Origin of the sequence: Glutamicibacter uratoxydans (assembly GCF_006539925.1) — a bacterium.
In the GTDB taxonomy this organism is placed as follows: Bacteria; Actinomycetota; Actinomycetes; order Actinomycetales; family Micrococcaceae; genus Glutamicibacter; species Glutamicibacter uratoxydans.
The window spans coordinates 1-22,267 of the sequence record NZ_BJNY01000024.1 but is presented as its reverse complement, the minus strand read 5'-3'; the positions used below and the strand labels follow the sequence as shown (position 1 = coordinate 22,267).

Below are 22,267 nucleotides of genomic sequence, written 5' to 3'. Positions count from 1 at the left end.
CAACGAGTGTAGGAAGCAATGACCGCGAGCCCAAGTACCACCGCAGCCAACGCGCCGCACCATGCCAAAACCGGTGACAAAACCAGCGGCAAAAACAGCGGCCCCCGCACCATTGGCGGGCGTAAGCTGAGCACCAAAATCACCGCAACTGTCATCTTGCTGGTGCTGCTGTGCGCAGCGGTGGCCGCCTCCCTGCTCTTCGGCGCCCGCAGCGTCAGCCTGTCTGCCGTCATCGACGCGCTGCGCAGCTTCGATCCGGAGAACGGAGACCAGGCGGTGGTTGCCTCCCGCTTCGCCCGCACCATCGGCGGCTTGGTGGTCGGCGCGGCCCTGGGCCTGGCTGGCGCCGGGCTGCAGGGGCTGACCCGCAACCCGCTGGCAGATACAGGCATCCTGGGCCTGAACGCCGGAGCCTCCCTGGCAGTGGTGCTGTCCATGGCCTTCCTTGGCGCCACCTCCCTGAACGCCATTATGATTGCCGCCTTCCTCGGCGCCGCAATAGTCATGGCGCTGGTCTACCTGGTGGCCTCGGTAGGCCGCGAGGGAGCCACCCCGATCAAGCTCGCCCTGGGCGGAGCCGCCCTGGCGGTGGGCATCGGAGCGATCACCAACGCAGTGCTAATGACCTCCAAGGCCACCTTGGGCCAATTCCGCATGTGGCAGATCGGCTCGCTCTCAGCCTCCCCGGTGGAAACCTACCTTGCCGCTATCCCGGTAGTGCTGCTCGGGGCAGTCATAGTGCTCGCCACCGCCAGGGCCTGCAACGCTGTAGCTATGGGAGATGACACCGCCACAGCGCTGGGCTTCAACCTGGGCCGCTGGCGGCTGGCAGGATCCATCGGCATCGTGCTGCTCGCGGGAGCCGCCACCGCGGTGGCAGGCCCCATCACCTTTGTGGGCCTGATGATCCCGCACGCGGTGCGCCTGCTGGTGGGCTCGGACTACCGCTGGCTCATGCCGGTGAGCGTCATCGCCGGACCTATCCTGCTGCTCGCCGCGGATACCCTGGGCCGGGTCATCGCCCCGCCCACCGAAATCCAGGTAGGCGTCATGTGCGCGTTGCTGGGCGGACCGATCTTCATCATCATGATGCGCAGCGGCATGAAGTCGGTGAGCCTGTAAATGAGCGTAAAAACCATGGAACCGAACACCACCGAAGCAAGAGCAGCCGAACCGAAAACCGTCAGCTGCGAAGCACCCGCCGCCAGCGCGCAGGCGGGAAAGAACGCCGCCGCACGCCGAGCCGGACGCACCCGCGGCACCGCCATCGCCATGCTGCTGGCCCTGCTGGCCTTCAGCGCCGCCTACATCTTCTGGGGCCGCGACCGGCTGCCGGCCGGCGAGATCCTGCAGGTGCTCAGCGGGCAGCAAGTGCCGGGAACCAGCTTCATCATCATGGATGACAGGTTGCCGCGCCTTGCCGTCGGAGCGCTCGCCGGGGCAGGCTTGGGCATCTCCGGCGCACTGTTCCAGCGTTGGCTGGGCAACCCGCTGGCAAGCCCCGACGTGATCGGCGTGGGCTACGGCTCCTCGGCCGCCGCGGTGCTGGCCATGCTGGTGCTCGGCTACACGGACTGGCGGGCCAACGTCTTTTCCCTGGCCGGCGGACTGCTGGTGGCGGCGGTGATCTACTGGCTTTCGGCCTCCGGCAAGCGCACCGGATCGAGGCTGATCCTTGCGGGCCTTGCCATCGGCGCGATGCTGCAGGCGCTGATCCAGTACCTGCTCTCTCGGGCAGAGATCAACGCTGCCGCCGATGCCTTCCGCTGGCTGACAGGCTCCATCGCCTCCAGCACCTGGGAGCAGGCGTCCATCCTGGGCCTGGGTCTGGGAGTTCTTTCCGCCTTTGTGCTGCCGCTGGTGCTGCGCCAGCTGAAGCTGCTGGAACTGGGGGATGACACCGCCGCGGCCCTGGGGCTGAACGTCTCCAGAGCTCGGGTGCTGCTGGTGTTCCTCGCCGTGGCCATGGGCGCGCTGCCCATCGCTGTGACCGGCCCGCTGGCATTCATCGCCTTCCTGGCAGGCCCGATCACCGCGGCGCTGACGCGCGGCGGAATTAACATTCTTCTCGCGGGGCTCACCGGCGCTACGCTGGTGGTTGTTGCGAACTTCTTTGCTGCAAACCTCTTTGCAGATATCAGCCTGCCGGTGGGCGTGATCACCGGCGCATTCGGCGCACCGTTCCTGATCTGGGTGCTGGTGCGCGCTAATTCAACTGGAAACGGGGGATAACCCATGGCCACTTTGCAGGCTAGCGAACTGACCTTGGCCTATGACAAGGTCACCATCGTCGATGAACTGTCATTGGATATCCCCACCGGGGAGGTGAGCATCGTCGTCGGCGCGAACGGCTGCGGCAAGTCCACGCTGCTGCGCGCCCTGTCTAGGCTGCTCAAGCCCGCCGGCGGCAAGGTGCTGCTGGACGGCTCGGACATCCACTCCAAGCCGGCCAAGGAAGTCGCCAAGACCCTGGGCCTGCTGCCGCAGTCGCCCAACGCCCCGGACGGCATCACCGTGCGCGAGCTGATTAGCCGCGGCCGCTACCCGCACCAGGGCCTGTTCAAGCGCTTCTCCGCCGAGGACGAGGCCGCCGTGAACCGCGCCATGGAGCTGACCGGCACCACCATCCTCGCCGAGCGCAGCGTGGACGAGCTCTCCGGCGGCCAGCGCCAGCGCGTCTGGATCGCCATGGCACTGGCCCAGGAAACCGACCTGCTGCTGCTGGACGAGCCAACCACCTTCTTGGACGTGGCCCACCAGCTGGAGGTGCTGGATGTGGTCAGCGAGCTGAACCGCACCCGCGGCATCACCGTGGTGATCGTGCTGCACGACCTGAACCTCGCGGCCCGCTACGCCGACTACCTGGTGGCCCTGAAGGACGGCAAGATCTACGCCGCCGGCCACCCCAACGAGGTGGTCACCGAAAAGACCGTCAAGGCGGTGTTCGGCATGCCAAGCCGCGTCATCCCTGACCCGGTGGCCGGCACCCCGCTGGTGCTGCCCATCGGCCGCCACCGCGTGCTGCGCACCGAAGCGGTACTGGCCGAGCGCGGCATCTTCCGCGGCGAAGCGCCGGTGAACGAACCGCAGGCGCTGAGCGAAGGCCTTGACCAGGAATCGGCGGTCATCGAGGCTGAGGTGGCAGCCATTGAAAAGGCGGTGGAAGAGGCCGACCAGAATACGCCGCGCCCTGCCCGCGAGCACCTGCAGACCCTTGCCTTCTCCACTACCGTGCTGCGCAGCCAGCAGCTGTCCCCGTCCTTCCGCCGGCTCACCCTGGGCGGCAAAGACCTTGAAGACTTCGGCACCAACAGCCACCCGCTGGATATGCGCATCAAGCTGCTGCTGCCACCGGCCGGAGGATTCGGAGTCTCCAAGGAGATCGCCTCGCTGCGTCCGGATGCGCTGACCAGCCCCGCCGACCAGCTGGGCTGGTACCAGCGCTGGCTCGCCATCGACACCGACAAGCGCGGCTACATGCGCACCTACACGGTGCGCGCCTTCCGCGAGGCCGGGCACCGCGACAACCTGGGGGACACCCCGGAACTGGACATCGACTTCGTGCTGCACGGAGAAGTGGTTGACGGCAAGCTGCAGGGCGGGCCTGCCACCGAATTCGGCGACCAGGCCAAGGAAGGGGACTCGCTGCTGCTGCTCGGCCCGAACAAGGCGTTGAGCGATGCCAGCTACGGCGGCATCGAGTTCCGTCCGGGCGCCGCCAGCCGCATTGTGCTGGCAGGCGATGAGACTGCCGCCCCTGCCATCTGCGCCATCCTCGAATCGCTGCCGGCCAATGTCACCGGGCATGCGCTGATCGAAGTTCCAGAGACCACCGACATCCTGGGCACGACCACCCGCTCGGGCATCTCGGTGCAGTGGCTGACCCGCGGCAGCGCCGAACACGGTTCGCTGCTGCAGGATGCCGTGCGCCGCACCGTGGCCATCCCCGCCGCCGGCGTGGTGCAGACCAACGCTGAGCCCGAAGACGTTGACGTGGACGCGAACATCCTCTGGGAGACCGGCCAGGCCCAGTCGGCACCGTTCTATGCATGGATCGCCGGCGAGGCAGGAACCGTCAAGGAGATCCGCCGCTACCTGGTCCGCGAGGCGGGTGTCGACCGCAAGCAGGTGGCCTTCATGGGCTACTGGCGCCGCGGCAAGACCGAAAACTAAATCCCACGGCTGAATCCACATTCCGCGGACTTCACGTTTCGAATAGGCGAAGTGGGTTTTATCTTCAACAGAGGGGAGCTTTCTCGAATAGCGAGGAAGCTCCCTCTGCTTAACGTCATATCGCGCGGAACAAGTCGATTACCCTCATGTATCTAGATATATCCGGGACCAGAACCTTGAGCAGCGATGAGCGGCCAACGTACGATACGACCTACAAGACCTATTGGGGTGGAGGGGCGAAGATGCAAAATTCCGGCCTAACGATTGGTGCTCTTGCTGCGGCAAGTTTGCTGCTTGCCTCGTGTAGCTCAGCAAGCGACGAAACCCAGGGCAGCAGCCTTCCAATTTCAATAGCGAGTGGATCGTTTATTATCGATGTAGACAATCCAAGGGCTGTCGTTGGGGACGCCGACTATGTTTTTGTCGGTCAAGTCGACTCGTTTGCAGGAACGGACTACAAGTTCCCTACTACTATCGAGAACGCGGACGGCAGCGAGAAAGAGATTGGAACCCCGTACTCCAATTTCAAAGTTACTGTCTTAGAGAATCTCAAAGGTGAACTAGTCACCACAGAGCCAATTGACCTGCAAAAATGGGGAGGCATCTCAGAGGACAAGAAATCTGTTGTCCTCTATGAAGATGACTCACTTCCCAAGAAGGGTCGGTCATATGTGTTTGCGGCTTATGCCCAGCCGGATGGGACTCTGCTGGTGAGCGGCCCTAACTCGAACATCGCTCTTGCTGAGGGAGACTCCGCCTCGGCAATGAGTTCCGAAGCTGTTCAGCAGTATGTCGATGCTGTTGCGCATCAAGTGACGTCGGAGCGTGAACGTTTCGTTTCGACTTTCGAAGCCGACGGCTAATATCACGCCGGCAATGCGGCTTGGCTTTCCAACAATGTTGGAGACGCGCTTTGTCTGCTGTCCATCCCTCTTGGAGGTCTTCCGGGATGTCTATTCTGAGCCAAGTTCATGCACTGAGCGAACTCTTGACGATCGTTCAGCACGCAAGGCTAGGGATCCTCTGGTTTTGAGAAGTCACTTGAATGCCACGTCCGCAACCATTGCAACGACCGCCTCAACTGAACCACTGGCCATGAACCGAGTAATCGGCGAATTGCCACTTAGATACTCTTCGTTCGGCTTAAGCCATCACGGATTCAATGGCCAATGGGCGATAGAACCATGCGAAAGACACAATAAGTTTTCTAACGCATCAGTGACTGCTGACGAGGCAGTTGCCACCACTGAAGTAGTCAGTCTTCTTTTACGGCAGGCCTGCACCCGCTGCGCGGCGGCATCGGATTTTCCTTGTTCAAGATTTGCAGCAGGCGCACCAATTCGTCGTGGTCCTGCTCGTTGAGCTTGTCGAAGTAGCTGTCCATGCCGGCCTTGCGCATGACCGACAGCTCGCCGAGCAGCGCACGGCCTTTTGGGCTCAAAGTGATTAGGGTAGCCCGGCGGTCTCCTGGGTCCGGCGTGCGCACCACCAGCTGCTTTTCTTCCAGCTGGTCAACTACCTCGGTGGTGGAGCGCGCAGCAATGTGCAAGCGTTCAGCCAGGTGGGAATTTCTCATGCCGCTTTCCTCGGCGCGCCCCAAAATCGAGAGCACTCGCGACTGGTGCGGAGTGACCCCGGCAGGGATGAGGCTGTCGCGCCAGCGGCTTCGGATGGCCCGTGACGCCTGCATGAACAGATCTGCCAAGTCAGGCGCGGACTCATTGTTGTGCATGGATCTAAGGATAGTGTGCCGTTGCCGACAAATTCAAGATGGAGCCACATAGTGAGGTAACCTCTGCTAATCTGTTGTCGTGATGCTTTGACGGTCTAGGACAGGGGGAGTGCGTATGAGTTCCATGGGAATGATGGGCGGAGGCAGGCCGGTCGGCCGGGCCCGCGCGGCAGAAGACAAGAAATGGCTGGCCGAACACCCGGTGTCCATGAAGCGCGTCGTCTCGTTGTTCAAGCCCCACCGCGGCACGGTTGCCGTGGTTATCGCGCTGATCGTCGCCTCCTCGATTATCGGGCTGGCTCAGCCGTTCATTGTCCGCGAGCTGATCGACCATGCGATTCCGCAGCAGGATGTCCGCATGCTCGTTTTCGGCGCAGGCGGGCTAGTGCTGATTGCGCTGGTCACCGCGGTGCTGGAAGTCGTCCAGACCTGGCGGGCCACACTCATGGGGCAGCGCGTGATGCACGGGCTGCGCACCGGATTGTTCACCCACCTGCAGAAGCAATCCCTCGGATTCTTCACCAACTCAAAATCCGGAGACGTGCAGTCAAGGCTGATCAACGACGTCGGGCAGATGCAGTCGGTGATTACCAACTCAGCGACAAGCATTGCCTCAAACCTCACCACCGTTGTTGCCACCGCCTGTGCCATGGTCGCGATTTCCTGGCAGCTGAGCCTGATCTCCTTGGTGGTCTTCCCGCCGGCAATCTTCCTGGCGCGCAAAACCGCAAGGATGCGTCGCACCGTCACCGGCCAGCGCCAGCAGGAGATGTCAAACCTCGCCTCGCTGATCGAAGAGCGCTTGAGCATCTCGGGCGTGCGGCTGTCAAAGATCATGGGCACGGGCACCGCAGACGCCGAAGCGTTCACCGGGTCTAGCCGCCGCCTGATCGACCTCGAAATGCGCAGCGCACTGGCCGGCCGCTGGCTCATGGCCACCATGAGCATCATCTTCGCGGTGATCCCTGCGGTGCTCTACCTGGTGGCAGGGCTGCCTGTCACCAGTAATGGAATGAGCATCGGCACGCTGGTGGCATTTACCGGCCTGCAGGCAGGCATCTTCCGCCCGGTCATGGGCCTGATGCAGATCTCCGTGCAGTGGATTTCGGCCATGGCACTATTCAGCCGGGTCTTTGACTACCTCGACGCCGACCAGGAGCTGGTAGTTCCCGTGCATCCGCGCAGGCTAGACGCTGCGAAGGTCCGCGGTGAAATGGTGCTTGAAAACGTCAGCTTCAGCTACCCGGAGGCCCGCAAGCCGACCCTAGACTCGCTGAACCTGAGACTGGAACCGGGAACCATGACGGCTATTGTGGGGGCCACCGGTTCGGGCAAGTCAACCATGGGTTCGCTGCTGCCGCGGCTGCTGGATCCCACCGGCGGGCGGGTCACGCTGGACGGGATCGACCTGCGCGAGATCGAGCCGGAGGACATTGCCGAGGTGGTCTCGGTGGTGGCCCAGGAAAGCTATTTGCTGCACACCTCGGTGCGCGAAAACCTCCTGTGGGCAGCGCCCGATTCCTCTGAAGCCCAGCTGTGGCAGGCGCTAGAAGCCGCGCAGATTGCCGAGCTGATCCGCTCGCTGCCCGACGGGCTGGACACCATGGTGGGCCAGCGCGGACACCGTTTCTCCGGCGGCGAGCAGCAGCGCCTGGCCATCGCGCGCACCATGCTGCGCAAGCCCAAGGTGCTGGTGCTGGACGAAGCGACCAGCGCGCTGGATACCGTCACCGAGGCCCTAGTGCAGCAGGCGCTGGACGAGCTGGCCATCGGCCGCACTACGCTGCTCATTGCGCACCGGCTGAGCACTGTCATGCGCGCTGACCAGATCGTGGTGCTGGATCAGGGGCGGATCATGGAGTCCGGAACCTTCTCTGAACTCGTCGCCCAGGGTGGGCGCTTTGCGCAGCTCGTGGCCAAGAGTGAGCTGGCTTCCGAAGACGCCTAATCAGCTATTCGGGCAGCTGGCCGCCATTTCGCTGGCATCTGCCTTGCAGGTAGCGCCGGCGTTGTACTTGCCCAGGGCATCGAGGATCTTCGGCAGGGCGCTGCGCAGCGCCTTGCCTTCTTCTTCGTTGAGCGAGTCGAACAGCATTTCGCGCACGAAGGTCACGTGGCTTGGCGCGGCCTCGCGAACCGTCTGCCAGCCCAGGTCGGTAAGTTGGATCTGTTGGCCGCGGCGGTCGTTTTCATCCGAGTGGCGACTGATCAATCCCTTGGCCTCCATTCGGCGCAGGAGGTGGGAAAGCCGCGAACGGTCCCAGCGCAGCGCTTCGGCGATATCCGCCGGGCGGTAGGAGGTGCCGGGGCATTCGGAGATCGCGGCGAGCACCGAGTACTCGCCGGTTTGCATATTTGAATCCTGGGTCAGCTGGCGGTCCATGGCGCTGGGGAACTGCCAGAGGAACTCGCGGATGATCTGCCACAATTCCTGCTCGTTCTCGCTCAGCCAGCGGGTTTCATCGGCAGACATTTGAGTACCTCTCCTTTGGTGTGCAGTAGTTCACAATAAGTTTTGTTGACGTATCAATTATCTCTGGTATTGTTGAATTTAGCAAGAGATGCTGACACGTCAACTAAAGATGTGCGGCAGGAAAAATTCTCAAGGAGAACACACATGTCGAAGATCGCTATCGTTACCGGTTCCACCCGCCCAGGCCGCAACAACCTCGGTGTTGCACAGTGGGTTCTGGAGCAGGCGCAGGCATTCGGCGGCGCAGACTACGAGCTGGTCGACATTGCAGACTTCAGCCTCCCAGTTCTGGACGAGCCATTCCCAGCCGCATACCAGAACTACCAGAACGAGCACACCAAGGCCTTCGCCGCAAAGATTGCTGAATTCGACGGCTACATCTTCATCACCGGCGAGTACAACCACTCGGTGCAGCCAGCTCTTGCCAACGCCCTGAGCTTCCTGAACGTTGAATTGAACAACAAGGCCGCAGGCATGGTCGGCTACGGCTCGGCCATGGGCGCCCGCGCCATCGAGCACCTGCGCGGCATCCTCTCCGAACTGCAGATCGCACACGTTCAGAAGACTGGCCTGTTCTCCCTGTTCACCGACTTCGAGAACTTCGCAAACTTCGCACCAACCGAGCAGTCCGCTGCGTCGGTCCAGCCAATGTTCGAGCAGCTCGTTGCTTGGACCAAGGCCATGGAAGTTGTCCGCGAGAACGCATCGGTCAACGCCTAAGCATGAACTGATGATGGCGGGAAGCTTGGCAAAAAGCTTCCCGCCATTTTCATATCCACTTCCGGGGCCTAGGCTCGAAACCAGGCAGCAATTGGGCATCAGGAACAACAAGAAGGAGCAGCGTCATGGGCAGTGAATTTTCAACTAAGGGTGCCTACGTCACCGGCCAGGAATTCAACCGCGACACCAACTACATCCAAGACCGCATCGTCGCCGATCCGGAGAACCTGGACTTCGTTCCTGCCGCCGACCCGGCAAAGATCGGCCACCCATTTGCCCCCGCGCAGATCGGAGCCCAGCTGTGGCCGGTTGAAGCTGGACGCTACCGGCTGGTCGCAGCCCGCGCGTGCCCTTGGGCCAACCGCACGCTGATCGTGCGCCGCTTGCTTGGGCTGGAAGACGCGCTTTCGGTGGGGCTTCCGGGCCCGACCCACGACGTGCGCAGCTGGACCTTCGACCTGGACGAAGGCGGCAAGGACCCGGTGCTGGGCACCGAGCGCCTGCAGGAAAACTACTTCAAGCGCTTCGCCGACTACCCGCGCGGCATCACCGTGCCTGCCATCGTCGAAATTGCCTCCGGCGCGGTGGTCACCAACGACTACCCGCAGATCACCTGGGACCTCTCCACCCAGTGGAAGCAGTTCCACCGCGAGGGCGCCCCGGACCTGGTGCAGGCCGACACCCTTGACGAGTCGCTGCCGCTGATCAAGCGCATTTTCACCGAGGTCAACAACGGCGTCTACCGCGCTGGCTTCGCCGGAAGCCAGCAGGCCTACGACGATGCCTATGACCGACTCTTCACCACGCTGGACTATTTGGAAGAGCGGCTGGCAACCCGCCGCTTCCTGATGGGCGACTACATCTCGGAGGCTGACGTCCGCCTGTTCACCACGCTGGTGCGCTTTGACCCGGTGTACCACGGACACTTCAAGGCCAACCGCAACAAGCTCATCGATATGCCGAACCTCTGGGGCTATGCCCGGGACCTTTTCCAGGCTCCGGGCTTTGGCGACACCATCGACTTCGACCAGATCAAGAAGCACTACTACGTGGTGCACGAAGACATCAACCCGACCCAGATCGTCCCGAAGGGCCCGGATTTGGGCAACTGGCTCGAAGCTCCCGAACGCGAACACCTGGCAGATAACGGGCCGTTCCTCAACGGCACCGCACCGGGCGAGGTGCGGGCGGAAGAACGCGTCGCCGCCGGACACAACCCGCTCTACCCGCTGGCCTAGAAGCGGCTACTTCTTAAAATCGAATCCTTGCGACTCACAGGCCTTGGCAAAGGCCTGCGAGTCGCTGATTTCAGGCTGGCCATCGGCGCCTGTCGCCACCGCAGCGCGGATGGCTTTAGTGCTGGCCTTGGAGCCGGACTGGGCGGCCTTCTTCAAGTTCGTCTTGCCCATGTCTCCGGGCGCTGTCAGGCTTCCGCCGTAGTGCATGCAGGCGGTGTGGCCTTCGGGATCGCTTTTGCGCAGATCATCCGGGTTTGCCGTGGAGCATGCGGTGAGCGCCAAGCCGAGAACCATGAGCATCGGTAGAATTTTCTTCACGGCTCACCATCTTACGGAGCGTAGGAGCGCCGGCCGTCTTACAGTTCCGTGATCAGCTCCGCGGCTTTCTGCAGTGCGTGGGGGACGAGCGTGTAGTAGGCCCAGGTTCCGCGCTTCTCGCGGGCCAGCAGCCCCGAATCAACAAGAATCTTCAGATGGTGAGACACCGTGGGCTGCCCCAGCTGCAGTGGCCCGGTCAGATCGCATACGCAGGTTCCATCACTCGGCCCATTCTTCACGATTGACAACAAACGCAACCGGTTCGGGTCGGCGACAGCCTTCAATATTTGAGCCGCCTGAAGTGCCTCAGCCTCTCCCATTGCCTGCGGTGAGGTTGTCGGGCAGCAGCCGGACTCATCGGTGCTGCTAGGCAAGGATGTAGCTGTCATGGAAAACATCCTACGTAGATTGACATTCATCGATATAAGGAATCATACTCAAGGCGAACCTAAATATCGATGAACATCAATATTGTCTAAGGAAATTTCTGTGTCATCACCATTGCACTCGGAGACCACGCAGGTTGCCGGCAAACTGTCCACGCTCGACCGATTCTTACCGGTCTGGATACTGCTGGCCATGGGCCTCGGGCTTGGACTGGGCAAGATCCTGCCTTCACTGGGATCTGCCATCGACTCCCTCAAAGTAGCTGGGGTCTCTTTGCCGATTGCGCTCGGACTGCTGGTGATGATGTATCCGGTACTCGCCAAGGTGCGATACAACGAAACCGGGCGCGTACTGGCGGACAAGAAATTGATGATTACCTCTCTGGTGATCAATTGGGTGTTGGCGCCCGCATTCATGTTCTTGCTGGCTTGGGTATTCCTGCCCGATCTTCCCGAATACCGTACCGGATTGATTATTGTCGGATTAGCGCGCTGCATTGCCATGGTGCTGATCTGGAACGATCTGGCCTGCGGGGACCGCGAAGCCGCGGCTGTGCTGGTGGCGATCAATTCAGTCTTCCAGGTTCTTGCTTTCGGAATCCTCGGATGGTTCTACCTGCAGGTGCTGCCCTCATGGCTGGGCCTTCCCACCACGAGCGCTGAATTCTCCGTCGCGGCCATCACGCTTTCGGTCCTAGTCTTTCTCGGCATCCCGTTGCTGGCAGGATTCTTGACCCGCACTTTTGGCGAAAGGGCAAAGGGGCGCGAATGGTATGAGGCGAAGTTCCTCCCCAAAGTCGGCCCCTGGGCGCTCTATGGGCTGTTGTTCACCATCGTTCTGCTCTTTGCACTGCAGGGCGATACGATCATCAGCCAGCCTTGGGACGTGGCCCGCATGGCCTTGCCGCTGCTGGTGTATTTCATTGTTGTCTTCGGGGCCGGGATGCTGATCGGACATGCCTTGAAGCTCGGCTACGCACGCACCACAACGCTGGCCTTCACAGCGGCCGGCAACAACTTCGAGCTGGCAATTGCCGTGGCCATTGCCACTTTCGGCGCTGCCAGCGGCCAGGCCCTGGCAGGCGTCGTTGGACCGTTGATCGAGGTGCCGGTCCTAGTTGCCCTAGTCTACGTGGCCCTCTGGTCGCGCAAATTCTTCCCCGCCCCAGCATCGCTGAAAGGCTGACCAATGGACGCTAAACCTTCCGTCTTGTTCGTCTGCATCCATAACGCCGGTCGCTCGCAAATGGCGGCGGCCTATCTCCAACACTTGTCTGCAGGGCAGATTGAGGTCCGCTCGGCAGGCTCCATGCCCGCAGATCGTGTCAACCCCGCTGCGGTAGAAGCCATGCGGGAAGAAGGCATCGACATGGCGGTCGAAACGCCGAAAATTCTGACCATCGAAGCGGTCCAGGCATCGGACGTCGTGATCACCATGGGCTGCGGCGACACGTGTCCGGTCTTCCCCGGCAAGCGCTACGAGGATTGGAAACTCGATGACCCGGCCGGCCAAGGCATCGAAGCGGTACGCCCAATCCGCGATGAAATCCGTGCCCGCATCGAAACTCTCATTGGCGAGCTACTGCCGCAGCACTAGGAGCCTAGTCATGACTGCTGATTGTTCTCTTCTCGTGATTGGAACCGACCCCATCGGATCCATCAATGCCGCCGGCTTCACAAGCCACACGGTCCGCTGCCAACGGCGAATCGACCTTCGACGTGGCAGGATTAAACCATGACGATCATTGCGGCGGCAGACGGATCAGCGCTCGGAAACCCAGGACCGGCAGGCTGGGCCTGGTATGTGGACAAGAACAACTGGGCAGCCGGAGGCTGGGACCACGGCACCAACAACATGGGAGAGCTGCAGGCAGTCCTCGAACTCTTCCGCGCCACCGCAGGCCACCCCGAGGAAGATCTCAAGATCCTCTGCGATTCCCAATATGCGATCAACTGCATCACCAAGTGGATGCCGGGCTGGAAGAAGCGCGGCTGGAAGAAAGCCGACGGCAAGCCAGTCTCAAACCAGGACATCCTGCTTCAGCTGGACGAGGCAATCCAGGGCCGCAAATACACTTTCGAATGGGTCAAGGGTCATGCAGGCCATGACCTGAACGAGGCGGCGGATGACCATGCGCGCGCGGCGGCCACTGCTCACCAGCAGGGCACCACGCCGGACTCCGGCCCCGGCTACACCGCCGGGGGAGCTGCCCCTGCGCCCAAGCCCGATGCAGCCGCCGAAGCACCGGCTGTTGAGCCTGCCGTTCCGGATTCTGCCGCGCCCGCACCTGCAGCGGCGGACGTTGCCACCACCATCTACGAGTTGGAGCTTGGATTCCTGGACCCGCAGATCCGCGGCAGCTTCAATGAACTCAATGATTTCCTGCACCCCGGTTACCAGGAAGTGACCCGCAGCGGGGGACTGCTGGATGTCTCCAGCATCCGGAACCTGCTGGATGCCGGCCAGGCGCTGCCTGACACCGGACAGATCCAGGTGCTCACTGCCCGCGAAGTTGATTCTCGCATGGCGCTGCTTGCCTACCGCATGAAAGTTGAGGGGAACGCCGTCCTGGTCGTGTCCTCCTGGTGGCAGCTGACCGATGCCGGGTGGAAGCTGCGCTTCCGCCAAGAAACGGCAGAGGCGACAGCCGCCTAAATGTACAGCAAAGCGCGGGCGCTTCGATCCAGTGGATCGAAGCGCCCGCGCTGTTGCGTTCAGGGGTTTTCTAGAACTCGCCGGGGCGGGTCGAGATATTGCCCTTCTTGTAGTTGATGCGGTTGGCAATCCAGTTCACTGCCCACAGCACCACGCCCAGGGCCAGCAGCAGGCCTGCGATTTCATACTGCACCCAGTCGGCGCGGGAACGGGCCCACGGGCCGATCAGGAACGCGCAGGTGATGGCGCCGAGGATCGGGATGATCGTCGGGGCGCGGAAGGCGTCTTCCGGAGCCTTGTCGCGGCGCAGCACCAGCAGCGCAATGTTCACCACGGTGAACACCGCCAGCAGCAGCAGGGCGGTGGTGCCGCCCAGCGAGCCGACAATGCCGCTTTCGGAATCAAGGTTCACGTAGACCACCAGCGCAATGGCGAGGATCGTGGAGAAGATGATCGCCAGGGTCGGGGTGCGGCGGGTGGAGTGCACCTTGCCCAGGAACTGCGGAAGCACGCCCTGCTTGGCCATGCCGTAGAGCAGGCGGCTTGCCATCAGCATGTTCATCAGCGCGGTGTTGACCACTGCGAACACGGTCAGGAACGGGAAGATCGCATCTACTGGAATGCCCGGGGCGCCGATGCGCACCACGTCCAGCAGGATGCCTGCGTCAGGGTTCTGCGGGTGCAGCAGGTCGCCGGTAGGGATCACCATGATCACGGTGACAGCCACCAGCATGTAGATCACTGCACAGATGCCCAGGCCGATCAGCATGATCTTCGGGAAGGTCTTGTTCGGGTTCTTGGTCTCTTCCACCAGGTTCACCGAGTCTTCGAAGCCGACCATGGCGAAGAAGGCGATCGCGGTGCCCATGGTCACCGCGGCGAAGACGCTGCGGTCAGACGGGGTCTCGAAGACCACCAGGCGGCTGATGTCGCCGTGGCCGGTGGCGATGGCGGAGAAGCCGATCGCGATGATCACTGCCATGATGCCCAGGGACACCACGGTCAGCACCAGGTTGAACTTCACTGATTCGCCCACGCCGCGCAGGTTGATCAGCGCGAGGATCACGATGATCGCAATCGCCGCGAACATGCCTGCCTCGGGGGTGTTGGGCACCCCGTCGATGAACTGGCCGAAGCCGATCAGCAGGTTGCGCCCCACCAGGGTGGCGGAGGTCGCGGCGCTGGTGATGCCTGAGCAGGCAACCGTGAAGGCCACGATAAAGGTGACGAAGTGGACGCCGAAGGCCTTATGGATATACAGCGCGGCGCCGGCGGCGTTCGGGTATTTGGTCACCAGCTCCATGTAGCTGAAGGCAGTGAGCGTGGCGATCACAAAGGCAATCAGGAACGGCAGCCAGGCGGCCCCGCCGACCTGCCCGGCAACCTTGCCGGTGATCGCGAAGATGCCGGCGCCGATGATGTCGCCGATGATTAAAAACAAAAGAAGCTTGGGCCCGATGACTCGTTTGAGTTCGGTCTCCTCGCCGCTCGCTGGGGTTTCTTTGAGGGTAGCGCTCATGCGTTCCTGGTCATCTCCTTTGATATCGAGCGGCAAACAGATCAAATTTAGGCGTCGTCAAAACAGTGGGCAAATTCAATCCTGTGAACCAGAGACCAGCGGTAGCTGTCGCCGGTTCAGCGGTAGCAAAATGCATCTTTCTGTGACATGTCAGGCGTTGACAGGGGCTTGCTTTCACCACTTGCCCTGTGCTTTCACCAAACCGGGGTCCGCGCACTAGTGTTAGTTGCATAAGGACAAGCTTTTGAAGGATTTTGATGGAATCGGTCATTACCCCTGACTTTGCCCCGCTGGCCCACGCGCTGGAAGACCGCGCCGCCCAGGAAGACGGCTACTCGGCCCAGTTGGCCGTGTACCACCGCGGCCAGCTCGTGCTCAGCCACACCGTGGGCGAGCACCTGGCAGGCGATGGTCTGACCTGCGTGTTCTCCTGCACCAAGGGACTGAGCTCGCTGGTCATCGCGCTGCTGCTGCAGGACGGCCTGCTGGATCCTGCCGAACCCATCACCACCTACTGGCCCGAATTCGGCACCCACGGCAAGGGTGCACTGACCGTCGGCCAGGTGCTCAGCCACCAGGCGGGCGTGCTCGGCGTGCCCGGGGGAGTGCCCAGCCAGATCCTGTTGGACTCCGCAGAATACGCCAAGATCCTCGCCACGCTGCCCAGCATCTGGCCGCTGGGCCAGAACATCTTCGGCTACCACGCCATCACCATGGGCGTGCTCATGGAGGAGCTGGTCCGCCGGGTCACCGGCAAGGAGCTGAAAGAGGTCTATGAAGTGCGCATCCGCAAGCCGCTGGGCGTGGACGCCTACATCGGCCAGGACGCCTCGCTGGAGCCGCGCTATCGCCAGGTGCTGCCCGGCGCCAACCAGGTCGGCGCCTTCTTCGACCCGTTTTCTCCGGCAGGTATTGCGGTGAACTCGAGCGCGGGCTTCGCCTTTGAAAACGGCCCGGTCTATTCCTGGCACGAAGCAGCCAACTCGCCGATGATGCGCGGCATCGGCCCCGCCTCCATGGGAGGGGTGGCAGATGCCAAGTCCCTGGCCGCCATCTACGCCGCCTCCTTCGGCCCGGTGCCGTCCCTGGACGCCGAGCGCGGATTCTTGAGCGAAGACACCTGGTCGCGGGCCTCCACCGAGCTGGTCTACGGCCCGGAGCGCACCGGCGGCAATATCCAGGCCTACGCGCTGGGCTTCATGAAGCCCACGCCGAACAACGACTTCGGCTCGATCTTCGCCTACGGCCACGACGGTGCGAACTCCTCGCTGGCCTTCGCAGACCCCGCTTACCAGCTGGGCTTCGGCTTCATCCCCTCGCGCAACGAGGGCGAACGCGACACCTCGACCGCGATTGAACTCAGCCGCCTGGCGCGCCAGATAGTGATCGGCAAAATGATGAAGGCCCGCGGCTAAGGAAGGATAAGTAAGAGATGAAAAAGTATCTAGCGCTGGGTGACTCCTTCACCGAAGGCGTGGGGGACGAGGACCTGCTGCGCCCCAACCAGGTGCGCGGCTGGGCCGACAGGACCGCTGAGGTGCTCTGCGCCCACGGCTGGGAATACGCAAACCTGGCCATCCGCGGCAAGAAGATCCGCCAGGTCATCAACGAGCAGCTGGACGCGGGCCTGTCCATGGCTCCGGACCTGGTCAGCATCTACGCCGGCGGCAACGACATCCTGCGGCCCAAGGCGGACCTTGACGCGCTGATGCGCGGCTACGAGGGCATGGTGCGCCGCTTCACCGAGGCCGGCTCCACGGTGCTGCTGTTCACCGGCTTCGATACGGTCGACTCGCCGCTGTTCTCCAAGACCCGCCCGCGCACCGCGATCTACAACGAGAAGATCCGCGAGATCGCAGACGCCCACGGCGCGCTGATCGCCGACTACTGGCGCTGGCGCGAATTCTCCGACATCCGCTATTGGGCGGTGGACCGCCTGCACATGTCGGCCGCCGGGCACACGCTCATGGCCTCCAGGGTTTTGGACGTGCTCGGAGCGAATAACGTCACTCAGGCCAACTGGTCCTCGCAGATCACGCTGCCCGCGCTGCAGTCGCTGCCGGTGAACTCCCGCGGGGAGCAGCTCAAGGAAGATCTGGGCTGGGCCAAGGAGCATCTGGGGCCATGGATCAAGCGCCGGCTGACCGGCACCTCCTCGGGCGACACCCTGCAGCCGAAGTACCCGGATTACATCCATCTCTCGGTCTAGCGGCCCGGCGCCGGCTGCTTGGCCTGCAAGGCTTTGCAGTTGGCGCTGTGGCGGGTAACATAGTTGTGTGCTGTGAGTCCTTGATGATTTACTGCACGCCGCCATAGACGGATGGCGGGAGAGCCCCGTTCACACCATGAACGGGCGCCGTAGGAGCAATTCCTCCCCAGGAAACTCTCAGGCCCCCGTACCGCCATCAACAGGCAACTCTGGAAAGTAACCGGCTAGTTCCGGTTCACCGAAGGTGCAAGCAACCGGTATCGTTGGCCGGCTGCGTAAAACTCTCAGGTAGTGCAACAGGGATGGGGAGGGAAAGCGACCTTCCTTTGGCATGCGCCAAGACAGATCCCCATGGAGATACCTGCACCATGACCATCACGCAGACTTCTGCAACCACGAACACTGAATTCGTGGCCCGCCACATCGGTCCACGTCAGTCAGACGTCGACACCATGCTTCAGACCCTGGGCTACACCAGCCTGGACGAGCTGATCGATACCGCGGTTCCATCCAACATCCGCCAGGACGGCCCGCTGGCCATCCCGGATGCGCTGAGCGAAACCGAAGCACTGGCCCACCTGCGTGAGCTGGCCAACAAGAACGTCATGAAGACCCAGATGATCGGCCAGGGCTTCTACGACACCATCACCCCATCGGTGATCCGCCGCAACATCGTGGAAAACCCAGCCTGGTACACCGCCTACACTCCGTACCAGCCGGAAATCTCCCAGGGCCGCCTCGAAGCCCTGCTGAACTTCCAGACCATGGTCATGGATCTGACCGGCCTGCCGATCGCCAACGCCTCGCTGCTTGACGAATCCTCCGCCGCAGCAGAAGCAGTGCTGATGATGCGCCGCGCCAACAAGAAGAAGGCCAGCGGCAAGACCGTGCTGGACTCCAACATCTTCCCGCAGACCATCAAGGTCGTGCAGGGCCGCGCCGAAGCCCTGGGCTTCGAGGTTGAGGTCGTGGACCTGACCGCAGGCCTGCCAGAAGGCGACATCTCCGGCATCGTGCTGCAGCAGCCGGGCAACGACGGCTCCATCGCCGACCACGCTGAGATCATCGCCGCCGCCAAGGCAGCCGGCGCCATGGTCACCGTGATCGCCGACCTGCTCTCGCTGACCATGATCACCGCTCCGGGCGAGCAGGGCGCAGACATCGCCGTGGGCAACACCCAGCGCTTCGGCGTGCCGCTGTTCTTCGGTGGCCCGCACGCAGCCTACATGGCAGTGGGCAAGGGCTTCGAGCGCTCCATGCCAGGCCGCCTGGTGGGCGTCTCCACCGACGACGCAGGCCACAACGCCTACCGCCTGGCCCTGCAGACCCGCGAGCAGCACATCCGCCGCGAGAAGGCCACCTCCAACATCTGCACCGCCCAGGCGCTGCTGGCCATCTGCGCCTCGATGTACGCCGTGTACCACGGCCCTGCAGGCCTGAAGCAGATCGCTTCCCGCACCCACAACCACGCCCGCGTGCTGGCAAGCTCCTTGACCGCCGGCGGCTTCGCCCTGGCTTCGGAGAGCTTCTTCGACACCCTGGTGGTCACCGTGGACGACGCCGCGGCCATCATCGCCAAGGCCGAAGAAGCAGGCATCAACCTGCGCAAGGTCAGCGAGACCCAGGTGGGCATCTCCACCGACGAGACCACCACCTCCGCCACCGTGAAGGCCCTGGCAGGCGTCTTCGGCGTCGAGGTTTCGGCACCGGAGGGCTTCGAGATCCCAGAGGGTCTGCTGCGCACCAGCGACTACCTGACCCACCCGATCTTCAACACCATCCATTCCGAGACCCAGATGATGCGCTACCTGCGCCGCCTCTCGGACCGCGACCTGGCTCTGGACCGCACCATGATCCCGCTGGGCTCGTGCACCATGAAGCTGAACTCGGCCACCGAGATGGAATCCATCACCTGGCCGGAATTCGCCTCCATCCACCCCTACGCTCCTGCAGCGCAGACCGAGGGCTGGCGCGAGCTGATCACCGACCTTGAGGGCCGCCTGACCGCCATCACCGGCTACGCTGGCGTCTCCATCCAGCCGAACGCCGGCTCCCAGGGCGAGTACGCAGGCCTGCTGGCCATCCGCGACTACCACGCATCGCGCGGCGAAGCCCAGCGCAATGTCTGCCTGATCCCTGCCTCCGCCCACGGCACCAACGCCGCCTCGGCAGTGCTGGCAGGCATGAAGGTAGTGGTTGTGAAGACCGCAGCCGACGGCACCATCGACGCCAACGACCTTGATGCCAAGATCGAGGCCAACAAGGACGTCCTGTCCGCCATCATGATCACCTACCCATCCACCCACGGCGTCTACGACGCCGACGTGCGCGACGTGACCGACAAGGTCCACGCCGCCGGCGGCCAGGTGTACATCGACGGCGCGAACATGAACGCCCTGGTGGGCCTGGCACAGCCGGGCCAGTTCGGCGGCGACGTCTCGCACCTGAACCTGCACAAGACCTTCTGCATCCCGCACGGCGGCGGCGGTCCGGGCGTAGGCCCGATCGGCGTCGGCGCCCACCTGGTGCCGTTCCTGCCGGGCGACGCCTCGGGCACCTACTCCGAGCGCGACGGCGTGCCGGTAGTGGCCACCGCCTTCGGTTCAGCCGGCGTGCTGCCGATCTCCTGGGCCTACATTGCCATGATGGGCGGCGAGGGCCTGACCAGCGCCACCAAGCATGCAATCCTGAACGCGAACTACATCGCCAAGCGCCTGAACGAGCACTTCCCGATCCTGTTCACCGGCAACAAGGACCTGGTGGCCCACGAGTGCATCCTAGACCTGCGCGAAGTGACCGCCAAGACCGGCGTGACCGCTGAAGACGTGGCCAAGCGCCTGATCGACTTCGGCTTCCACGCACCGACCCTGGCCTTCCCTGTGGCAGGCACCCTGATGGTCGAGCCAACCGAATCCGAAGACCTGCATGAGATCGAGCGCTTCATTGAAGCCATGATCACCATCCGCCAGGAAATGGAAGAGGTTCTGGCAGGCGTCTACGAGCTGGAGGAATCCCCGCTGCGCCGTGCACCGCACACCGTGCAGGCAGTGGTCAACAGCAACTGGGACCGCAAGTACTCCGTCGAGCAGGCCGCCTTCCCGGTGCCGAGCCTGAAGGTTGACAAGTACTTCCCTGCAGTGGGCCGCATCGACGGCGCCGGCGGCGACCGCAACCTGATCTGCTCCTGCCCAGCTCCTGAAGCCTTCGAAGACTAGGAACATCTTTCGTGACTGACATCAAGCACACCGCGCTGCATGAAAAGCATGCAGAACTGAACGCCTCCTTCACCGACTTCGGCGGCTGGGACATGCCGCTGAAGTACGGTTCGGAACTTGCTGAGCACAAGGCAGTGCGCTCCACCGCCGGCCTGTTCGACCTGTCCCACATGGGCGAGGTCTACCTGACCGGCCCAGAAGCAGGCAAGGCGCTGAACATCGCGCTGGCAGGCAACATCTCGATCATGAAGGTCGGCAAGGCCAAGTACTCGCTGATCCTGAACGAAGACGGCAAGATCATCGATGACCTGATCGTCTACCGCCTGGAAGACGAGAAGTTCCTGGTCGTTCCGAACGCCGGCAACGCGCCGGTGGTTGCAGCAGCACTGGCAGAACGCGCAGCCGGCCTGGACGTCGTCGTTGACGACGCCTCGGCGCGCACCAGCCTGATCGCCGTGCAGGGCCCGAACGCCGAAGCCATCGTTAAGGAACTGGCAGCCGATGAGGCCACCGCCACCGCAGTTGAAGAGCTGAAGTACTACGCGGCTGTTCCAGTGGTGCTCGGCGGCATCGACGTGCTGCTGGCCCGCACCGGCTACACCGGCGAAGACGGCTTCGAGCTGATCATCGCCAACGAAGACGCCGCCTACCTGTGGGACAAGGTCGTCGCAGCAGGCGCAGACCATGAGCTGGTCCCTTGCGGCCTGGCAGCCCGCGACTCGCTGCGCCTGGAAGCCGGCATGCCGCTCTACGGCAACGAGCTGTCGCTGGAGCGCACCCCGTTCGATGCAGGCTTCGGCCCGGTCGTCTCCTTCAAGAAGGAAGAGAACTTCGTGGGCCGCGAGGCCCTGGAAGCACTGCGCGAGCAGACCCCTGCCCGCAAGCTGGTGGGCCTGAAGGGCCTGGGCAAGCGCGCAGGCCGCGGCGGCTACGCCATCGTCAAGGACGGCGTGACCATCGGTGAGATCACCTCGGGCCAGCCTTCGCCAACCCTGGGCTACCCGGTAGGCCTGGGCTACGTCGATGTGGCCTACGCCGAGGTCGGCACCGAGCTGGAAGTCGATCTTCGCGGAAAGACTTTGCCATTTGTCGTCGTGGAACTGCCGTTCTACACGCGCGCCAAGTAACGTTAAAGACAGCGGGCAGTTTCAGAAGCCCACTATTCCCCTTGGGAGAGGAACAAAATCGTGAGTAAAGTTCTTGCATCACTGCGCTACTCGGCTGAGCACGAGTGGATCGACGCGGCATCGCCAGCAAAGGTCGGCATCACCCAGATCGCCGCTGACGCACTGGGCGACGTGGTCTACGTAGACCTGCCAGAGGTTGGCGACACCGTCACCGCCGGCGAAACCTGCGGCGAAGTCGAGTCCACCAAGTCGGTTTCCGACCTGTACTCGCCAGTGACCGGCACCGTTGTGGAGATCAACGAGGAAGCAGTGGACAACCCTGCCATCCTGAACGAAGATCCATACGGCGCAGGCTGGCTGTTCACCGTTGAGGTCAGCGAAGAGGGCCCACTGCTCTCCGCAGCCGACTACGCTTCCGCGAACGGTGGAAACGTCGAGTAATGACTAACAAGACTTTTGAATCCCTCGCTCCGGCCTCGCTGACTCAGTCGCTGGCCGAGC

The 22,267-nt window shown here is 62.8% G+C and carries 20 protein-coding genes and 2 riboswitches; of the genes, 15 read left to right on the top strand and 5 right to left on the bottom strand.

Annotated features, from left to right (window positions below; genetic code table 11):
- The first annotated feature begins 18 nt into the window (after window positions 1-18).
- The 4 genes from AUR04nite_RS16095 to AUR04nite_RS16080 all read left to right on the top strand — a co-directional run bounded on the left by AUR04nite_RS16095 (window position 19) and on the right by AUR04nite_RS16080 (window position 5,036).
- Window positions 19-1,122 carry a FecCD family ABC transporter permease gene (locus AUR04nite_RS16095; RefSeq protein WP_141367038.1) on the top strand — a complete coding sequence of 368 codons (1,104 nt, stop codon included), beginning with the start codon at window positions 19-21 and terminating at the stop codon, window positions 1,120-1,122.
- Entirely contained in the window at window positions 1,123-2,232 is a 1,110-nt protein-coding gene (locus AUR04nite_RS16090; protein WP_246055566.1) for a FecCD family ABC transporter permease, read from the top strand.
- 3 nt (window positions 2,233-2,235) lie between these two features.
- Complete coding sequence (locus AUR04nite_RS16085; protein ID WP_141367036.1) at window positions 2,236-4,173, top strand: SIP domain-containing protein; 1,938 nt, start codon at window positions 2,236-2,238, stop codon at window positions 4,171-4,173.
- A gap of 176 nt (window positions 4,174-4,349) precedes the next feature.
- On the top strand, window positions 4,350-5,036 hold the full coding sequence (locus AUR04nite_RS16080; protein WP_141367034.1) for a hypothetical protein: 687 nt from the start codon (window positions 4,350-4,352) through the stop codon (window positions 5,034-5,036).
- A gap of 392 nt (window positions 5,037-5,428) precedes the next feature.
- Here AUR04nite_RS16080 and AUR04nite_RS16075 read toward each other — a convergent pair whose 3' ends face one another.
- Window positions 5,429-5,905, bottom strand: a complete 477-nt coding sequence (locus tag AUR04nite_RS16075; protein ID WP_141367032.1) for a MarR family winged helix-turn-helix transcriptional regulator — start codon at window positions 5,903-5,905, stop codon at window positions 5,429-5,431.
- Between the two features lie 115 nt (window positions 5,906-6,020).
- Between AUR04nite_RS16075 and AUR04nite_RS16070 the strand changes: the two genes are divergently transcribed.
- On the top strand, window positions 6,021-7,853 hold the full coding sequence (locus AUR04nite_RS16070; protein WP_141367030.1) for an ABC transporter ATP-binding protein: 1,833 nt from the start codon (window positions 6,021-6,023) through the stop codon (window positions 7,851-7,853).
- On the opposite strand, the gene AUR04nite_RS16065 is transcribed toward AUR04nite_RS16070, so the two are convergent.
- On the bottom strand, window positions 7,854-8,378 hold the full coding sequence (locus AUR04nite_RS16065; RefSeq protein ID WP_141367028.1) for a MarR family winged helix-turn-helix transcriptional regulator: 525 nt from the start codon (window positions 8,376-8,378) through the stop codon (window positions 7,854-7,856). It lies immediately after the preceding gene.
- Window positions 8,379-8,522: 144 nt separating this feature from the next.
- Between AUR04nite_RS16065 and AUR04nite_RS16060 the strand changes: the two genes are divergently transcribed.
- Both AUR04nite_RS16060 and AUR04nite_RS16055 read left to right on the top strand, forming a co-directional pair.
- The gene (locus AUR04nite_RS16060) at window positions 8,523-9,098 is read left to right on the top strand and encodes an NADPH-dependent FMN reductase (protein ID WP_141367026.1); all 576 of its coding nucleotides are present in this window, start codon (window positions 8,523-8,525) and stop codon (window positions 9,096-9,098) included.
- A 125-nt stretch (window positions 9,099-9,223) separates the two neighbouring features.
- Entirely contained in the window at window positions 9,224-10,336 is a 1,113-nt protein-coding gene (locus tag AUR04nite_RS16055) for a glutathione S-transferase C-terminal domain-containing protein (protein WP_141367024.1), read from the top strand.
- 6 nt (window positions 10,337-10,342) lie between these two features.
- On the opposite strand, the gene AUR04nite_RS16050 is transcribed toward AUR04nite_RS16055, so the two are convergent.
- Together AUR04nite_RS16050 and AUR04nite_RS16045 are read right to left on the bottom strand one after the other, a co-directional pair.
- Window positions 10,343-10,654, bottom strand: coding sequence for a hypothetical protein (locus AUR04nite_RS16050; protein ID WP_141367022.1), 312 nt, complete (start codon window positions 10,652-10,654; stop codon window positions 10,343-10,345).
- Window positions 10,655-10,692: 38 nt separating this feature from the next.
- On the bottom strand, window positions 10,693-10,974 hold the full coding sequence (locus AUR04nite_RS16045) for an ArsR/SmtB family transcription factor (RefSeq protein WP_246055570.1): 282 nt from the start codon (window positions 10,972-10,974) through the stop codon (window positions 10,693-10,695).
- A gap of 169 nt (window positions 10,975-11,143) precedes the next feature.
- On the opposite strand from AUR04nite_RS16045, the gene arsB reads away from it, so the two are divergent.
- From arsB to AUR04nite_RS16030, 3 genes are all read left to right on the top strand, one after another.
- The gene (gene arsB, locus AUR04nite_RS16040; RefSeq protein WP_141367017.1) at window positions 11,144-12,226 is read left to right on the top strand and encodes an ACR3 family arsenite efflux transporter; all 1,083 of its coding nucleotides are present in this window, start codon (window positions 11,144-11,146) and stop codon (window positions 12,224-12,226) included.
- 3 nt (window positions 12,227-12,229) lie between these two features.
- Window positions 12,230-12,637, top strand: a complete 408-nt coding sequence (locus AUR04nite_RS16035) for an arsenate reductase ArsC (protein WP_141367015.1) — start codon at window positions 12,230-12,232, stop codon at window positions 12,635-12,637.
- 138 nt (window positions 12,638-12,775) lie between these two features.
- On the top strand, window positions 12,776-13,696 hold the full coding sequence (locus tag AUR04nite_RS16030) for an RNase H family protein (RefSeq protein ID WP_141367013.1): 921 nt from the start codon (window positions 12,776-12,778) through the stop codon (window positions 13,694-13,696).
- Between the two features lie 70 nt (window positions 13,697-13,766).
- On the opposite strand, the gene AUR04nite_RS16025 is transcribed toward AUR04nite_RS16030, so the two are convergent.
- Window positions 13,767-15,215, bottom strand: a complete 1,449-nt coding sequence (locus AUR04nite_RS16025) for an APC family permease (protein ID WP_141367011.1) — start codon at window positions 15,213-15,215, stop codon at window positions 13,767-13,769.
- A gap of 257 nt (window positions 15,216-15,472) precedes the next feature.
- Between AUR04nite_RS16025 and AUR04nite_RS16020 the strand changes: the two genes are divergently transcribed.
- The 5 genes from AUR04nite_RS16020 to gcvH all read left to right on the top strand — a co-directional run bounded on the left by AUR04nite_RS16020 (window position 15,473) and on the right by gcvH (window position 22,207).
- On the top strand, window positions 15,473-16,630 hold the full coding sequence (locus tag AUR04nite_RS16020; RefSeq protein WP_141367009.1) for a serine hydrolase domain-containing protein: 1,158 nt from the start codon (window positions 15,473-15,475) through the stop codon (window positions 16,628-16,630).
- A gap of 17 nt (window positions 16,631-16,647) precedes the next feature.
- Window positions 16,648-17,424 (top strand): SGNH/GDSL hydrolase family protein, encoded by a 777-nt coding sequence (locus tag AUR04nite_RS16015; protein WP_141367007.1) that lies wholly within the window; start codon window positions 16,648-16,650, stop codon window positions 17,422-17,424.
- 105 nt (window positions 17,425-17,529) lie between these two features.
- Window positions 17,530-17,627: riboswitch (glycine riboswitch) on the top strand.
- Window positions 17,628-17,734: riboswitch (glycine riboswitch) on the top strand. It abuts the riboswitch before it with no gap.
- Between the two features lie 58 nt (window positions 17,735-17,792).
- Window positions 17,793-20,639: an aminomethyl-transferring glycine dehydrogenase gene (gene gcvP, locus AUR04nite_RS16010; RefSeq protein WP_141367005.1), complete on the top strand. Its 2,847-nt coding sequence runs from the start codon at window positions 17,793-17,795 to the stop codon at window positions 20,637-20,639.
- Window positions 20,640-20,650: 11 nt separating this feature from the next.
- A complete protein-coding gene (gcvT, locus tag AUR04nite_RS16005) occupies window positions 20,651-21,766 on the top strand; it encodes a glycine cleavage system aminomethyltransferase GcvT (protein WP_141367003.1) in 1,116 nt (371 codons plus the stop codon).
- A 60-nt stretch (window positions 21,767-21,826) separates the two neighbouring features.
- The gene (gcvH, locus tag AUR04nite_RS16000; RefSeq protein WP_141367001.1) at window positions 21,827-22,207 is read left to right on the top strand and encodes a glycine cleavage system protein GcvH; all 381 of its coding nucleotides are present in this window, start codon (window positions 21,827-21,829) and stop codon (window positions 22,205-22,207) included.
- Window positions 22,208-22,267 lie beyond the last annotated feature (60 nt).

Bases quoted from the DNA above. Each gene is read 5' to 3' on its own strand.
- AUR04nite_RS16030 (WP_141367013.1), top strand. From the start codon at position 12,776: ATGACGATCATTGCGGCGGCAGACGGATCAGCGCTCGGAAACCCAGGA.
- AUR04nite_RS16045 (WP_246055570.1), bottom strand. From the start codon at position 10,974: ATGGGAGAGGCTGAGGCACTTCAGGCGGCTCAAATATTGAAGGCTGTC.
- gcvP (WP_141367005.1), top strand. From the start codon at position 17,793: ATGACCATCACGCAGACTTCTGCAACCACGAACACTGAATTCGTGGCC.
- AUR04nite_RS16070 (WP_141367030.1), top strand. From the start codon at position 6,021: ATGAGTTCCATGGGAATGATGGGCGGAGGCAGGCCGGTCGGCCGGGCC.
- AUR04nite_RS16060 (WP_141367026.1), top strand. From the start codon at position 8,523: ATGTCGAAGATCGCTATCGTTACCGGTTCCACCCGCCCAGGCCGCAAC.
- AUR04nite_RS16085 (WP_141367036.1), top strand. From the start codon at position 2,236: ATGGCCACTTTGCAGGCTAGCGAACTGACCTTGGCCTATGACAAGGTC.
- AUR04nite_RS16025 (WP_141367011.1), bottom strand. From the start codon at position 15,215: ATGAGCGCTACCCTCAAAGAAACCCCAGCGAGCGGCGAGGAGACCGAA.
- AUR04nite_RS16020 (WP_141367009.1), top strand. From the start codon at position 15,473: ATGGAATCGGTCATTACCCCTGACTTTGCCCCGCTGGCCCACGCGCTG.
- AUR04nite_RS16075 (WP_141367032.1), bottom strand. From the start codon at position 5,905: ATGCACAACAATGAGTCCGCGCCTGACTTGGCAGATCTGTTCATGCAG.
- AUR04nite_RS16055 (WP_141367024.1), top strand. From the start codon at position 9,224: ATGGGCAGTGAATTTTCAACTAAGGGTGCCTACGTCACCGGCCAGGAA.
- AUR04nite_RS16095 (WP_141367038.1), top strand. From the start codon at position 19: ATGACCGCGAGCCCAAGTACCACCGCAGCCAACGCGCCGCACCATGCC.
- AUR04nite_RS16035 (WP_141367015.1), top strand. From the start codon at position 12,230: ATGGACGCTAAACCTTCCGTCTTGTTCGTCTGCATCCATAACGCCGGT.
- AUR04nite_RS16090 (WP_246055566.1), top strand. From the start codon at position 1,123: ATGAGCGTAAAAACCATGGAACCGAACACCACCGAAGCAAGAGCAGCC.
- AUR04nite_RS16015 (WP_141367007.1), top strand. From the start codon at position 16,648: ATGAAAAAGTATCTAGCGCTGGGTGACTCCTTCACCGAAGGCGTGGGG.
- AUR04nite_RS16065 (WP_141367028.1), bottom strand. From the start codon at position 8,378: ATGTCTGCCGATGAAACCCGCTGGCTGAGCGAGAACGAGCAGGAATTG.